This is a genomic window from Streptomyces sp. NPDC091649 (assembly GCF_044756785.1).
In the GTDB taxonomy this organism is placed as follows: domain Bacteria; phylum Actinomycetota; class Actinomycetes; order Streptomycetales; family Streptomycetaceae; genus Streptomyces.
This window is the reverse complement of the sequence record NZ_JBIVTR010000001.1, coordinates 693,936-708,350: the sequence shown is the minus strand read 5'-3', so window position 1 is coordinate 708,350 and position 14,415 is coordinate 693,936. Positions and strand designations below refer to the sequence as shown.

The following is a 14,415-nucleotide window of genomic DNA, read 5'->3' as shown; positions in this document are numbered from 1 at the left end:
TTGTCGGCGTGGCGGCGCCCGTACGGCCGTGCCGGCCGGCGCGGTACGGGCGGGGTCGCGGTGGGGCGCGCGTGACGTCGGGCGCCTCGGTGGGGTCAGGTTTTCCCGCGTACGGGGTATGCGTGGACCGTCACAAGATCATCACAATGGGTGAATCTGTGGCCTATGCTTGCGGAGGACAACCCAGGGTTGCCACGCTGTTGCAGACTGTCAACCTGTTGGGAGTGGCCTGTGACTTTTGGTGAGCAGCCCGCCTATCTGCGCGTGGCGGGCGATCTCAGGGAGAAGATCGTCAACGGCGCGCTGCCGCCCCATACCCGTCTGCCGTCGCAGGCTCGCATCCGGGAGGAGTACGGGGTCTCGGACACCGTCGCTCTGGAGGCGCGGAAGGTTCTGATGGCGGAGGGGCTGGTCGAGGGGCGCTCCGGCTCCGGCACGTATGTGCGCGAGCGTCCGGTCCCCCGCATGATCGCCCGCTCCGGCTACCGGCCGGACAAGGGGGCCAGCCCGTTCCGGCAGGAGCAGACGGCCGAGGGGGCGCACGGGACCTGGGAGTCCCGCAGCGAGCAGGAGGGGGCGAGCCCCGAGGTCGCCGGGCGGCTGGGCATCGAGCCGGGCGACCGGGTGATGCGCACGCACTACGTCTTCCGGGAGGCGGGCGAGCCGATCATGCTCTCCACCTCCTGGGAACCGCTCGCCGTCACTGGCCGGACGCCCGTGATGCTGCCCGAGGAGGGCCCGTTGGGCGGCTGCGGGGTGGTTGACCGGATGGCCGCGATCGACGTCGTCGTGGACAACGTCGCCGAGGAGGTCGGCGCGCGCCCGGGGCTGGCGGAGGAGCTCCTGGCGCTCGGCGGCGTGCCCGGCCATGTGGTCATCGTCATCGGGCGCACGTACTACGCCTCGGGCCGGGCCGTGGAGACGGCTGACGTGGTGGTGCCCGCGGACCGGTACCGGATCGCCTATCACCTGCCGGTCAGGTGACGTGAGGAGGCGTCCCGGGCTTTCGGGGGCGCCGGCCGGGGCCGACGGGCCACGAGGGGGCGCATTCTGCGGATGCGCCCCTTTCGCGTTGGCCGGATGTGTATCTCTTTGTGCAAAGGCGCCTGCGGTGAGTGAAGGTCAGGCGTACGCTCGGGCATATGCGTACTGCGGTTTCCTGGGGATCCTTAGAGACGTGCACGCCGGTGGGGAGAGGGGCGATATGCGGGGGAGCGACACGATGAGCGACAGCGGTGCCGTGCTCCCCTGGCAGGTGATACGGCAGGACGACGGCGGTAACCGCTACCGCGTGGGCAGGTACGCCACGCAGGCCGAGGCCCAGAAGGTCGCCGACGGCCTCGACGACCGCCACCGCCACCAGGTCTACCGGGTGGAGCGCGTGAGCCGGGGTGCCGGCCCCTGACGGGACGACGGAGGGGCGGGACGGCTTCGTGGGCCTCGGGGAGGCCCGGGGGGCCCGGAGGTGGACTCCCCGGGCCCCGTGCCTCCGTGAGCGAATCCGCGCGGGTCCGCGCGGGCGGGCCTGCGGGCCGGTCCGGGCGGGCCGCGCCGGGGGTCCGGGTGGGCCCGCGTTCCGGCTCCGGCTCCCGAGCCCGCCCTGCGTCCCCCCTTCTCCCGCCCCCGCGTTCCGTACGGCCGGGGCCGGGGCGGTAGGGTCCCGCCCGACCGGGGCGCGGAAGCCGCCGGAAGCGCGGCGAGCGGGGTGGAGTGATGACGGTGCTGATCGACACGGTGGCGTGGGTGCGGATCGAGGGCGGCAGAATCCTCTGCGCGCGCCCCCGGGGCAAGGACGTCTTCTACATCCCGGGCGGCAAGCGCGAGGGCGGCGAGACCGATCTGCAGACCCTCCTGCGGGAGATCGAGGAGGAACTGACGGTCGGCCTGATCCCGGAGACCGTCGTCCACACCGGGACGTACGAGGCCCCGGTGGACGACCGGCCCGACGCCGCCGTCGTACGGATGAGCTGCTACTACGGCGACTACCGCGGCACGCTCGCGGCGAGCGGCGAGATCGAGGAGACGGCGTGGTTCTCCTTCGCCGACCGGGCCCTCGTGCCGCCCGTGGACCAATTGCTCTTCGACGACCTCAGGGCGGCGGGCGCGCTGCTCTGACCCGCTCGGGCCGCGGCGCGGGTTACCCCGTCCGCACCAAACGCCGCGTTGCACGGTAGTGAGTAATAAATGGTGGGTATGGGCTGTTTAGTCCCCATTTGACAAGGGGTGCGCCCGTGGTCGTCCCTGGGAAGTGATCGGCGTGATCGAGACCGAAGGCGATTGCGCCGAGTGGGCCTTCCCTGCCGAGCCCGGTTCCGTGCGCAGCGCCCGGCACGCCGTCCGGGGCGCGCTGGGCACCTGGGGTCTCGACGCGGCCGTGGGCGACCTGGCGGTCCTGCTCGTCAGCGAGCTGGTGACCAACTCCCTCCGGTACGCCTCCGGGCCCATCGGTGTGCGCCTGGCCCGTTCGCGCCCCGAGGGCGACCCGCGGCCCACCGACCCCCTTCCCGCCGCCCCGGGACTGCTGGTGGAAGTCTCCGATCCGCTTCCGGATCCACCCACCGCACGCAGTGCCGGACCCGACGACGAGGGAGGCCGGGGACTCCAGCTCGTGGCCTGTTCCGCACGTCGCTGGGGGACCCGTCGGGGAAAGAGCGGCAAGACCGTGTGGTTCGAGCTGGCTCTGCCTGGTTAGGAGAGTGGAGGGAAGCACAGCGATCACCAGAGGTCGGGCAGAACCTGGCTGAAAGGTACTGAGACCGTGCTGTGATCGTGAACGCCGTGTCGGTCGGGGCCGTAGTGCTGAATACTGCGGGCAGGACCGGTCCGGTGCGTGAGCTGGAGGGGACGGTCGCGTGAGCGAAATACCTGGGACAACGGGCGACGTCGTGTGGCAGAGCAGCCCGCCCGGTTCGATCTATGACTACATCAGGGTCGCCTCCTTCTCGATCGGCCCCGACGGTCTGATCGAGCAGTGGAGCAGCCGGGCCGCCGGCCTCTTCGGCATGACCTCGACCGAGGCGGTCGGCCGCGACCCGGTGGAGGCGTTCATGCCCGCCGAGCTGCGCTGCGGCGGACATCGGCGGGTCGGCGAGATCCTCGACGGCAAGGAGTGGACGGGCCTCGTCCCCTTCCGGATTCCCGGCGAGGGCGGGGCGCACGGCGTCGCCGAGGTCTATGTGATGCCGAGCCTCACGGGCCGGGGGGAGCGGGCCGCGCTCTGCATCGTCGTGGACGTCCGGGCCCTCCGCCGCATCGAGACGGACCTCGCCGCATCACAGGCTATATTCGGACAATCCCCTTTCGGCTTCGTGCTGTTCGGTACGGACTTCGCCGTCGTCCGGGCCAACCAGCGCTTCGCCACGGTCTTCGGCGGCGCGGCCGAGGACCACCGGGGCCGCACGGTGGACGACTATCTGCCCCGGGCCGAGGCCGACCGGCTGTCCGCCACTCTGAAGCGGGTCCTGGAGACCGGGGAGTCCGTCACCGACCTCCAGCTCGTCGGCACCGCCCCCGGCGACACCGGCCGCCGCCACTGGTCCATGAACCTCTACCGGGTGCACAGCGGCGCCGGCCGCCCCGTCGGCGTCGCCGGCCTCGCCACCGACGTCACCCGCCGGCACATCGCCGCCCGCGAGGCGGCCAGCGCCCGCCGCAACCTCGCCCTCCTCAACGAGGCCAGCGCCCGCATCGGCAATTCCCTGGACCTGGAGACCACCGCCCGCGAACTGCTCGACGTGGCCGTCCCGGGCTTCTGCGACCTCGCCGCCGTCGACCTCTACCAGGGGCTGCTCACCGGCGAGGAGGCCGCTCCCGGCAGCTGGGCGCCCGCGCACCGCGAGTCCGCCGGAGGCTCGGCGGAGCTGCGCCGGGTGGCCCACGCCAGCGCGGTCGCCGACGCCCTGCCCACCGCCGTGGCCGGCAGCGGCCCTCCGGGCCCGGACGACCTGCCGCCCGCGCTCGGCTCCGTCCACCGCTTCGCCTTCGGCTCGCCCTGCGCCATGGCGCTGCGCTCCGGCCGGGTCGAGGACGTCCCCGGCGACGAGATGGGCTTCGTGCAGTCGACGCTCGCCGTGCCGATGGTCGCGCACGACACCGTCGTCGGCCTCGTCCAGTTCTCCCGTACGAAGGGCAGCGAGCCGTTCGGGGAGCGCGACCGGGCGCTGGCCACCGAGCTGGCCGCCCGCGCCGCCGTCTGCATCGACAACGCCCGCCTCTACCGCCGCGAGCACGAACGCGCCCTGATCCTCCAGCGCAGCCTGCTGCCGCCCGGCGACCCGGAGGCCGCCGGTCTCGACATCGCCTGCCGCTATCTGCCGGGCAACACGGCCACCGAGGTCGGCGGCGACTGGTTCGACGTGATCGAGCTGCCCGGCCACCGCACCGCCCTCGTCGTCGGCGACGTCATGGGACGCGGCCTGCGCGCCGCCGTCGCCATGGGCGAACTGCGCACCGCCGTGCGGACCCTGGCCCTCCTCGACCTGGAGCCGGCCGAGGTGCTCTCGGCCCTCGACGAGGTCGCCCGCGGCCTCGGCTCCCCGGGCGGCGGCGAGCGCAGCGAGGGCCTCGGCGGCAGCGGGGGAGCCCAATGGCCCTCCCGCGCCGCGCAGAAGTCCCGCGAGACGGACCTCTCCGAGGTCTATCTCGCGACCTGCGTGTACGCGGTCTACGACCCGGTCACCCGGCGCTGTACGTTCGCCAACGCCGGGCACCTCCCCCCGGCCGTCGTCGAGCCCGGCCGGCCCGCCCGGCTCATCGACGTACCGCCGGGGATGCCGCTGGGCGTCGGCGGCGAGCCGTTCGAGGAGGTCGAGGTCGAGCTGGCCGAGAACGCCCTGCTCACCCTCTACACCGACGGCCTGGTCGAGTCCCGCGACCAGCCGCTGGACGAGGGCCTGGACGCACTGCGGGCCGTGCTCACCGGTCCGCAGATGGAGCTGGAGGACGCCTGCGACCACGTGCTGAGCACCCTCGACACCCGGCACGGCGAGGACGACATCGCCCTGCTGATGGCCCGTATCCAGGGGCTCCCCGTCGAGGCGGTGGGGGACTGGACGCTGCCGCGCGAACCCCGCTCGGTCGGCCGAGCCCGGGAGCTGGCCCGTGACCAACTGCTCTCCTGGGGCCTCGACGACCTGGTCGACACCACCGAACTCCTCGTCAGTGAACTGGTCACCAACGCCCTGCGCTACGGCGAGGGCGAGATCCGGCTCCGGCTGCTGCGCGACCGCACCCTGGTCTGCGAGGTGTGGGACGCCGGTCTCGTCCAGCCGCGCCGCCGCCGCGCCCGCGACACCGACGAGGGCGGCCGCGGCCTCCAGCTGGTCGGCCTGCTCAGCGCAGCCTGGGGCTCGCGCCGTACCCCGCGCGGCAAGACCGTCTGGTTCGAACTGGCCCTGCCGGACGGGGCCCCGGCCGCCGAACTCTCCGTGGAGCAGCTGCTGAGCATGTACTGAGCCCTGCCCGGCCCGCGAGGGTGCTGACGAAAACCCCCGGTCCGCGAGGGCGCGCTTCCCGCCCCGCGCACCAGGCGTTACGCGCCCGTCTTCAGGGCCGCCAGCCGGGCCTCGACCTCCGCGCTGTCACCCAGGCTGTCCAGCTCCTCGAACTGGGCGTCCAGCGAGGAGGCCGCCAGCTCCTGCTTGCCCAGCGCCTTCGCCTCCTCGCGCCGCACCTTGTCCTCGAAGCGGCTCAGCTCGCTCGTGGGGTCCAGGACGTCGATGTCCTTCACGGCGTCCATCATCCGGTTCTGCGCCTGCGCGGACTTCGAACGCGCCACCAGCTCGTCGCGCTTGGCCTTCAGCTGGGAGAGCCTGGTCCTCATCTGGTCGAGCCCCGACTTCAGCTTGTCCACGACCTCGCTCTGCGAGGCGATCGTGGGCCCGGCCGTCTTCGCCTCCTGCTCCGACTGGAGCTGGCGGCCCAGCGCCACCTTCGCCAGGTTGTCGAACTTGTCGGCCTCCGCCACCGACCCGGCCCCGCGGAGCTCGTCGGCCTTCCGGCTGGCGGCCAGCGCCTTGCCGCCCCACTCGGCCGCCGCCTCGACGTCCTCCTTGTGGTCCTGCTCCATCAGCCGGAGGTTGCCGATGGTGGTCGCGACCGCCTGCTCGGCCTCCGCGATGTTGTTCGTGTAGTCCCTGATCAGCTGGTCCAGCATCTTCTGCGGATCCTCGGCCTGGTCGAGGAGGGCGTTGATGTTGGCCTTCGCGAGCTGGGTGACGCGGCCGAGTACGGTCTGCTTGGACATGGGGTGGCTCCTTGGAAAACGAGACGGGTCATGTGCTGCGGTCCTGTCCTGCCGGTCGTTCAGAAGCGGCCGCCACCGCCCCGGCGGCCGCGTGTTCCGCCCCCTCCGAAGCTGCCGGGCCCGCCGCCGAAGCCGCCGGACCGGCCGCCGCCGAACCCGCCGCCGAAGCCGCCGCCCATGCCCCCGCGCCGGCCGCCGCCGAACAGCCCGCCGAGGATGATGCCGCCGAGCACCGCCCCGCCCATGCCGCCCTGCGGGGAGCCGGGGCCCCGCATGTCGCCGAAGCCGCGGACGTCCTGCTCCGCCAGGGCCATCGCCTGTCCGGCCAGCGCGTCCGCCTGCCGCGCCTCCGCCAGCGCCTCCCGCGCGTCCGTGGCCGACAGCTCCCCGGCCCGCTCCCACCGCCGCCGCGCCTCCGCGAGCCGGGTACGGGCCCGGCTGCCGACCGCACCCCGGTGGGTCGTGACGTAGTCGGCCGCCGCCCCGATCGCGGACCGCGCGGTCAGCAGCGCCTGATCGAGGAGGGACCGGGCCTTCGCCTCGCCCCGCTCCCGGTCCCGGGCCCCGGCCAGCGCCTCGTCCAGGGCCGCGTCCGCCTCCTCCACCCGGCGCAGCGCGTCGACCGGGTCGTACGGTCCGGCGGCCATCGCACCCCGCACATCGGTGAGCACGGCCTCGGCCCGGGCGATCCGGCCGCGCAGGTCCGCGGTGGACGCGCCCCCGGCGGCCCCTTCGAGCAGCCCGCCCGCGTCCGCGAGGTCGGCCTCCGTCTCGGCCAGCGCGCCTGGCAGCCCCCGCGCGGCCTCGCCCAGCTCCGCCGCCCGCCGGTCCACCGCGTCCAGCAGCGTTCCCGCCTGGCCCACCGCGCCCTCGGCCGCCCGGATGTACACGGCGGCTTCGGAGTTCTCGTCGTTCCCGACCGCCGTGCGCGCCCGGTCCACGGCCGAGGCGGCGAAGACGAGCCGGTCCTCCGCCTGCTCGACGCCGGCCGCCACGGGCCCGGCGGCGCCCTCCCCGTACCGCTCGCGCAGCCCGGCCACGCCCGACTCGGCCGCCGCGACCCGGGCGGCGAGGCCACGGTGCGTGGCCTCCACGGTGGCCAGGGCCTGCGGTGCGGTGCGTTCCAGGGCGCGCAGCCGGTCGAAGTCCTCCGAGACGGTGTCGAGCCCGTCGTTCGCGGCCGCGCACCGGCGCAGGATCTCCTCCAGCATCCGGCGGCGGGTCGCGTCGTCCTCGGGGAAGGCGTCGTCGAGCTGCTGGCGCAACCGGAACGACCGCGTCAGCTCGTCCTTCGCCCGCGCGACCGCCTCGGTGAAGGGCTTCGCCGCCTCCTCGCCGAACTGGGCGGTGGCGAACCCGAGTTCCTCCTCGCTGGTGCGCACCGCGTCATCGGTTTCCACCAGCACCTCCTTGGCCCGCGCGTCCAGCTCCGGCAGCGGCGTCGGCGGCTCCGGCGCACTCCCCGTACCCGCGGCGCGGCCCCAGCCGGTGGCCGCCGGGGTGGTGCGGCCCGCCGTGCGCCGTCTGCGCCGGGTGTACGCGTAGGCGGCGACCGCGCCCACGCCCGCGACGACGGCCACCGCCAGGACGGCGCCGCCGGCGCCGGTGGAGCCGGAGTCGCCCGTTCCGGGGTCGGCGGGTCCGGGAGTGATGGCGGGGGCGGCCACCGGGCGTCCGGCCAGTACGGCGGCGTAGCCGTCGGCCGCTCCGATCGCGGCCCCCGCCCAGTCGTTCTCCCGCAGCGCGGGTTCGATCGCGGTGCCCGCCACCTCCCGCAGTTGCCCGTCGGTGAGCGGGGAGCGGGCGTCGACGGAGTAGGCGTACTGCCGGTCGTGGGTGGCGACGGAGAGCAGCACGTCGTCCTGGCCCAGGCCGTTGCGGCGGGCGGTCTCGTCGCTCCAGGTCTGTCCGGACCGGCCGGAGAAATCACGTACGTACACCACGAAGAGCTGGACGCGCTCCTCGTCGTACAGCCGGTCGAGAGCGTCCTCCGCCTGCCCCTTCCGGTCGCCCAGCGCCCCCACCCGGTCGGTGGTCTGCCCGTCCCGGGACAGCTCCACGGGGTCGTCGGCGCGGGCGCTCGCGGCGGGGAGCACCAGCCAGCACACGGCTGACAGCACGGCGAGCAGGCCGATGAGGGCGACCGTGGGCGGACCGGCGAACGGGGAGCCGGCCGGCCGGTCCCCTCCGGGCGCGGCGCTCCGGGTCCGTGGCAGTCGGTGGGATATCACTTTTGTGAGGTTATGTGCGCTCTACCGCCCCCGCGACCCGGCGTTCCACCGCCCCGCGTCGGCTGTTCGCATGAAAGGGCGCGGGAAAGGAGCACTCCCGCGCGTGTACGGAGATGCGGGGGGCCGCCGCCCGTCGTCAGATGGGGCGGACGTGGAGTGTCCCGGGAACCGGCGCCGAAGGCCGGCGGCGCCGTGCCGGTCAGGCCCGGTCCTCACGAGAGGCCGGAAGTCCGGAGGTGGCGAGTGACTGCCCTTCAGCTGTCGGTCGTCGTGCCGTGCTTCGACGAGGCGGAGGTGATCGATGCCTTCCACGCCGCCCTCGTCGCCGTCCTGGACCCCCTCGGGGACAGCTTCGAGATCTGTTACGTGGACGACGGCAGCCGGGACCGCACCCGCCTGCTGCTGAGCGCCATCGCCGCCCGCGACACCCGGGCCCACTACACCGCTTTCAGCCGCAACTTCGGCAAGGAGGCCGCCATGCTCGCCGGCCTCCGCATGTCGCGGGGGGCGGCCGTGGTGATCATGGACGCCGACCTCCAGCACCCGCCCGAACTGATCCCCCGCATGCTGGAACTGCACCGGCACGGCTACGACCAGGTCATCCCGCGCCGCGACCGCACCGGCGAGGGCGTGCTCCGCAGCACCCTCAGCCACACCTACTACGCACTCGTCCGCCGCTGCATGGACGTGGAGCTCATCGACGGATCGGGAGACTTCCGGCTGCTGTCCCGGCGGGCGGTGGAGAGCGTCCTGTCCCTCCCCGAGAGCAACCGCTTCTCCAAGGGGATCTTCTCCTGGATCGGCTTCGACACGGTCACCTTCCGCTACCGCAACAGCGAGCGGGTGGCGGGCCGGTCGAAGTGGGGCAGCAAGCGGCTGCTGAACTACGGCATCGACGGACTGCTCTCCTTCAACAACCGGCCGCTCCGCCTCGCCATCTACACCGGCTTCTGGGTCTTCGTCTCGGCCCTGGTCTACGCCGTGTGGACGGTCGTGGGAGTCGTCCTGCACGGCACGGAAACCCCCGGCTACGCCACCCTCCTCACCGCCGTCGTCGCCCTCAGCGGCATCCAGCTGGTGACGCTCGGCGTCATCGGCGAGTACGTGGGCCGCATCTACCACGAGGCGAAACACCGCCCGCCCTACGTGGTGCGGGAGACCGACGCCACCCGCCGAACCCTGCCGGACGGCCCGCCGCCGCGCCCCCAGCTCACCAAGGGCCCGGCCGAACGCGCCGCGGCGGCCACCACGCCCGAGCCCACGCCCGTCACCACGCCTACGCCCGCGCCCGCCACCACGCCCGCGCCCGCGTCGGCCCCAGCCCCCGGCCGGTCCCGCACCGTCCGCCAGTTCGGCAGCTTCGTCCTCATCGGATGCGTGAACACCGCCGTCTACCTCGGCGTCTACGCCTCGCTGAACCGCTTCATCCCTTATCTGACCGCCCATGTCATCGGCTACACGGTCAGCATCGTGTGCTCGTTCCTGCTCAACTCCTACGTCACCTGCCGGACCAGGCCGACCTGGCACGCGTTCGTCCGCTATCCCCTCTCCAGCCTGGTCAACCTGGTGGCGTCCGGAGCGCTGCTCTACGGGGCGGTCAGCGGCCTGGGCATGGACGAGAACCTCGCCGCGCTGGCGGCCGGCGTCCTCGTCACGCCCGTCTCGTTCCTGCTGGCCCGGTGGGCGATCACCTCCGGGCAGACCAGGGCCGCCTCCGTACTGGAGGCGGTGGAGGGCCCGGCCGGTGCGGAGGGCGTGGGAGCAGAGGGCAGCCCGTCCCCGGTGGAGCGCCCGCCCCGGGCGGAGAATCCGTCCGCGCCGGGGACCGGCCGGCCGGCCCCGGCGACGCTGCCCACCCGCTCCTCCCAGGACCGGTGACTCCCGCCATGCCCGACGACGCTCCCGTGACCGCCGCGGCCCCGGGAGGCCCGCGGGGCGCGGCCGGGACGGACCGGTCCCCACACCCCGCGGACCGCCCCTGGACCAGCCTCTGGACCAGCCTCTGGGTGAGCGCCCTCGCGCTCCCGCCCCTGGCGCTGCTCGCCGCCGCGGCCTGGTTCGGGCGGTGGGTGAGGCCCGGCGCGGACGACTGGTGCTTCCTGCCCGCCGTACGGGACGACGGCGTCACCGGCCTCGTGGGCAAGTTCTACTTCGACGACAACGGCCGGGTCGCCAACGCGCTCCTGGTCGGTGCGTACGCGAAGTTCCAGGTCGCGGGGCACCAGTGGTCCCCCCTCGTCAGCGGGGTCCTCGTGTTCGCGGTCCTGTGGACGGTGGCCGCCCTGGCGCTGCGCCGGGCCCCGCTGCGCACCCCGCGCGGGCTGCCGCTCCTGCTCGCGGCCATGGCCACGGCGCTCTTCCTGTTCGTCACACCGAACACGTACAAGACGTTCTACTGGCCCGCCGCGTCCGTCTCGCACACCCTTCCGCCCGTCCTGGCCTGCGCCGCCCTGATCCCGCTCCTGCTCGCCCGGTCCCGCCGGGGGCGGATCCTCGCGATCGCCGTCGCGGCCCTCACGGGGGCCTTCCTCGCGACGCTGTCGGAGGAGACGGCGGTCGTCGTCGTGACGGTGCTCGGAACCGCGCTCCTCCTGTCCGGCCGGGTCGTCCCCGCCCCTGACCGGGGGTTCGTCCGCCGGTGGTGCGCCGCGGGCATCGCCGGGACGGCGGCCGGGGCCGTCGTCCTCATCACCTCACCCGGCTCCATGCGCCGCAGGGAGCGGTTCGGGGCCGAGACCACCTCCCTGCTCGCCCCCGACTCCCTCGCCGCGTCGCTGCGCGCGTTCGCCGAGGTCGCCGTCACCGTGGGCAGCACCTGGCAGTACGCGGGCGCGGTCGCGGCGGGCGTACTGCTGGGGCTGCTGGTCCGGCGGGCGGACGGGACGCCGCCCCGGCCGCCCGCGCACTGGCCGCTGCTCACCGCCGCGGGGGTACTCGCCCTCCTCGTCGCCGGCTACCTCTGCACGGTCATCGCCTACCCCGTCTTCGGCGACCGGGTGAGCGACCCGGGCGCCAACCGGCTGTGGAACGACTACCTCCTGCTGTACGTGGTCCTGCTCGTCGGCGTGGGAGCGCTGCTGGGCCTGGCCCTCCGCCGGCAGACCCGCCGCACCGCCCCGGCGAAGGCCGTGTGCGCCGCGCTCTGCGTCCTGGTCTGCGTCGGCCCGGCCGTGGCGCTGGGCAACCTGGACGGCGCGATGCGGGCCCGGGCCGAGAAATGGGACGCCCAGGACCGCCGGCTCCGCGAGGGGGCGGCGGCCGGCGAACGCGTCCTGCCGTACGAGCGCCTGGTGATCAGCAACATGCTGGAGCCGTTCAGCCAGGGCGGGCGTTCGTACTGGCCCGGCGGCTGCGTCGCCGACCTCTACGGACTCGACCGGGTCACGGACGGGTCCCGCGACGGTCCGTGACGGGAGCTCAGGCGTACGCGCGGAGCGGCGTGCGGCTCGGGGGAGGGCTCCCGCCCGCCTGCCCGAGCGGGTCGGCGAGGCGGAGCCGGCCGGGCCCGTTCCGTCCGTCGGGTGACGGTTCTGTGCGGTTCGAGCCTCTGCTCGGTGCTCATGTCCTCGTTCTGTGACAGCGCGGTCCTGGAACCGCACACGGGGACCCCTTCGGCCCTCGGCCCCCTCATAGTGATCAAGGAACACCCGGGCGGTCGGACTCGCTTCGGTGCCTCGACCACGACCACGCTCCACGACCCCCAAGGGGATCTCATGTTCGGCGACCATCGCAAGGCATTCCTCGTCTCCGCGGCCCTCGTGGGAGGCACCCTGCTGATGACGGCGTGCCAGGACACGGAGGACGGCGCCGCGCCGAGTGCCTCCGCCAGCACGCCCGCCGCGGACGTGGCCGGGGCGGACACGGCCGGGGCCGACGCCTCGAAGGGCGCCGACGAGGGCACGGAGCAGGGCGCCGACAAGGGCGCCGACGCGAAGGGCGGGGGCGGCGCGGAGGGGTCCGGCGCCGACGCCGGCGACGGGACGCGGGTGCCGGTGCAGCAGACGTGCGGCGCCAACGACATCTCCTGGAGCACCCGGTCCGAGAGCCGGGCCGGCGGCTACATCCTGGTCATGGCGAAGGCCAAGCAGGGGATCACCTGCATCCTGCCGGCCGCGCTCCCGACGGTGGCGTTCGGCTCCGACGGCACGCAGGCCGGCCCCGCCGAGCAGGCGGTCGGCGAGGCGGTCACGCTGAGCGGCGCCACCACCGCCTACGCCGGGGTGAACCCGAAGACCAACGACACGGACGGCGGCAAGGAGCTGGACTCCATCATCGTCGGCGTCGGCGACGAGGACCCCGACCCGGTCTCCCTGAAGGTCGGCGCCATCACGGTCGACAAGCCGGTCGTCACCAACTGGCACACCGCCCCGGCGGACGCCGTTCCCTTCGGCTGAGGGGACCGACGCCGGGCCGGGGGGCTTCGAACCGGCCGTACCCGGGTCGTCTGCCGCTGCGACCTGCTGATGGTGGACGCCGAAGGGGTCGAAACCCTCTGCGCGGTGGCCCAGGGCACGGTCTCCGTCGCCGGAGAACCCGAACGCTGACCGCCGCCGTCGGCAACGGCCGCACGCGCGCCCGGAAGCCGCCCGTGCGGGGGCTCGGCGCGAGGGGCCGGCGGTCGTCAGGTTCCGCCCGCCCCCGGCCCGCCCGGGGGAGCCGCCGGGCGGCTCCCCGTACAGGGGTCGGCCTCGAAGGCCGATCAGGCTGCCGTGCGCGGGAGTTCACGCGTGCGGCCGAGCGAGCCCAGCCACCTCGCCGAGTCGCGGGGGGTGCGCTCGAAGGTCTCCCAGTCGATGGCGATCAGGCCGAACGTGGCCTTGTAGGTGCCCCACTCGTAGTTGTCCAGGGCGCTCCACGCCAGGTAGCCCCGGATGTCGATGCCGTCGGCCAGCGCGGCGGCGACCTCGTCCAGCGCGCCCGCGTAGTAGTCGACGCGCCGGCTGTCGTCGGCGGTGGCGATGCCGTTCTCCGTGACGATCAGCGGGACGTCGCCCACCACCTCGGCCGTGTGGCGCAGCGCCTCGCCGACCGCTCCCGGGTAGTACTCCCACGTCGTCAGCGTCCGCTCGACGTCGTCGGCCGTCGGGATCGGGCCGTCGGGGCCGATCCGCGTACGGGTGTAGGACTGCACGCCGATCCAGTCGTCGCCGCGCGCCGCCTCGATGAAGACGTCCTCGCGCGGGTGGCGGTAGGCGGCGGTGACGTCCTCCGCGCCGGGCAGGGCCTGGTAGACCTGGTTGGCGATGGTCCAGCCGACCCGGATGCCCGCGTCCAGGGCCCGGACCTCCTTGACGGCCGCGCGGTGGGCGGCGATGAGGGCCTCGGTCGTCTCGTCGTCGGGGGTGGGCAGTCCGGCGGGCGGGAAGCTGTTGTCGCCGCGCTTGGCCTGGCCCGCCATCACGGCGACCATGTTCGGCTCGTTGATCGTGCAGACGTGACCGACGCCTTCGGAGATGACGGGCGCGCACGCCGCGACGTACCGGGCGAACAGCTCCACCGCGCCCTCGGCCGTCCAGCCGCCGCGCGCCTCGAACCACTGCGGGACGGTGAAGTGGTGCAGGGTCACCATCGGGCGCAGGCCGCGCTCGATGGCGCCCTCCACCATCCGCCGGTAGTGGGCCAGTTCGGCACGGGAGAAGTGGCCTTCGACCGGCTCGACGCGGGCCCATTCGAGGGAGAACCGGTAGTCGGTGAAGCCGAGCGAGGCCAGCAGGTCCATGTCCTCGGGCCAGCGGTGGTAGCTGTCGCAGGCGTCCAGGCTCGGTTCCTGGATGTGGGTGCCCGGAGCGTGCTCCTTGACCCACCAGTCGCTGTTGGTGTTGTTGCCCTCGATCTGGAAGGCGGCCGTGGAGGCCCCCCAGAGGAAGCCCTCGGGGAACGGGACGGGGGTCTTCTGGTTCGGGGCGGGGGCGTGTGTCATCGCGACATGTCCTTCTGGTG

11 protein-coding genes and 1 pseudogene are annotated in these 14,415 nt (G+C 73.9%); 9 read left to right on the top strand and 3 right to left on the bottom strand.

The genetic code is table 11. The features are described from left to right. Positions 1-231: 231 nt before the first annotated feature. The 5 genes from ACIQMU_RS03090 to ACIQMU_RS03070 all read left to right on the top strand — a co-directional run bounded on the left by ACIQMU_RS03090 (position 232) and on the right by ACIQMU_RS03070 (position 5,453). Positions 232-984, top strand: coding sequence for a GntR family transcriptional regulator (locus ACIQMU_RS03090; RefSeq protein WP_356723256.1), 753 nt, complete (start codon positions 232-234; stop codon positions 982-984). A gap of 220 nt (positions 985-1,204) precedes the next feature. Continuing rightward, positions 1,205-1,405 carry an SPOR domain-containing protein gene (locus tag ACIQMU_RS03085; RefSeq protein ID WP_352238009.1) on the top strand — a complete coding sequence of 67 codons (201 nt, stop codon included), beginning with the start codon at positions 1,205-1,207 and terminating at the stop codon, positions 1,403-1,405. 305 nt (positions 1,406-1,710) lie between these two features. After that, positions 1,711-2,115 (top strand): NUDIX domain-containing protein, encoded by a 405-nt coding sequence (locus ACIQMU_RS03080; protein WP_352238010.1) that lies wholly within the window; start codon positions 1,711-1,713, stop codon positions 2,113-2,115. Between the two features lie 133 nt (positions 2,116-2,248). Beyond that, positions 2,249-2,692 (top strand): ATP-binding protein, encoded by a 444-nt coding sequence (locus ACIQMU_RS03075; protein ID WP_352238011.1) that lies wholly within the window; start codon positions 2,249-2,251, stop codon positions 2,690-2,692. A 193-nt stretch (positions 2,693-2,885) separates the two neighbouring features. Continuing rightward, on the top strand, positions 2,886-5,453 hold the full coding sequence (locus ACIQMU_RS03070) for a SpoIIE family protein phosphatase (protein WP_352238546.1): 2,568 nt from the start codon (positions 2,886-2,888) through the stop codon (positions 5,451-5,453). 77 nt (positions 5,454-5,530) lie between these two features. Here ACIQMU_RS03070 and ACIQMU_RS03065 read toward each other — a convergent pair whose 3' ends face one another. Together ACIQMU_RS03065 and ACIQMU_RS03060 are read right to left on the bottom strand one after the other, a co-directional pair. Further along, positions 5,531-6,244, bottom strand: coding sequence for a PspA/IM30 family protein (locus ACIQMU_RS03065; RefSeq protein ID WP_352238012.1), 714 nt, complete (start codon positions 6,242-6,244; stop codon positions 5,531-5,533). A gap of 59 nt (positions 6,245-6,303) precedes the next feature. Beyond that, the gene (locus ACIQMU_RS03060; RefSeq protein ID WP_402688241.1) at positions 6,304-8,340 is read right to left on the bottom strand and encodes a TPM domain-containing protein; all 2,037 of its coding nucleotides are present in this window, start codon (positions 8,338-8,340) and stop codon (positions 6,304-6,306) included. A 378-nt stretch (positions 8,341-8,718) separates the two neighbouring features. On the opposite strand from ACIQMU_RS03060, the gene ACIQMU_RS03055 reads away from it, so the two are divergent. From ACIQMU_RS03055 to ACIQMU_RS03040, 4 genes and pseudogenes are all read left to right on the top strand, one after another. Continuing rightward, positions 8,719-10,353 (top strand): glycosyltransferase, encoded by a 1,635-nt coding sequence (locus ACIQMU_RS03055; protein WP_402688102.1) that lies wholly within the window; start codon positions 8,719-8,721, stop codon positions 10,351-10,353. A gap of 8 nt (positions 10,354-10,361) precedes the next feature. Further along, the gene (locus ACIQMU_RS03050; protein WP_402688101.1) at positions 10,362-11,885 is read left to right on the top strand and encodes a DUF6056 family protein; all 1,524 of its coding nucleotides are present in this window, start codon (positions 10,362-10,364) and stop codon (positions 11,883-11,885) included. A gap of 303 nt (positions 11,886-12,188) precedes the next feature. After that, complete coding sequence (locus tag ACIQMU_RS03045; protein ID WP_352238015.1) at positions 12,189-12,869, top strand: DUF4232 domain-containing protein; 681 nt, start codon at positions 12,189-12,191, stop codon at positions 12,867-12,869. Between the two features lie 24 nt (positions 12,870-12,893). Next, positions 12,894-13,019 (top strand): annotated as a pseudogene (locus ACIQMU_RS03040) (thioesterase); the annotation flags it as partial. 155 nt (positions 13,020-13,174) lie between these two features. Here ACIQMU_RS03040 and ACIQMU_RS03035 read toward each other — a convergent pair. Then, positions 13,175-14,395, bottom strand: coding sequence for a family 1 glycosylhydrolase (locus tag ACIQMU_RS03035; RefSeq protein WP_352238016.1), 1,221 nt, complete (start codon positions 14,393-14,395; stop codon positions 13,175-13,177). Positions 14,396-14,415: the final 20 nt, after the last annotated feature.

What these genes read in the sequence shown, in the direction of transcription:
- ACIQMU_RS03085 (WP_352238009.1), top strand. Translation starts at nt 1,205, where the DNA reads ATGCGGGGGAGCGACACGATGAGCGACAGCGGTGCCGTGCTCCCCTGG.
- ACIQMU_RS03065 (WP_352238012.1), bottom strand. Translation starts at nt 6,244, where the DNA reads ATGTCCAAGCAGACCGTACTCGGCCGCGTCACCCAGCTCGCGAAGGCC.
- ACIQMU_RS03050 (WP_402688101.1), top strand. Translation starts at nt 10,362, where the DNA reads ATGCCCGACGACGCTCCCGTGACCGCCGCGGCCCCGGGAGGCCCGCGG.
- ACIQMU_RS03045 (WP_352238015.1), top strand. Translation starts at nt 12,189, where the DNA reads ATGTTCGGCGACCATCGCAAGGCATTCCTCGTCTCCGCGGCCCTCGTG.
- ACIQMU_RS03035 (WP_352238016.1), bottom strand. Translation starts at nt 14,395, where the DNA reads ATGACACACGCCCCCGCCCCGAACCAGAAGACCCCCGTCCCGTTCCCC.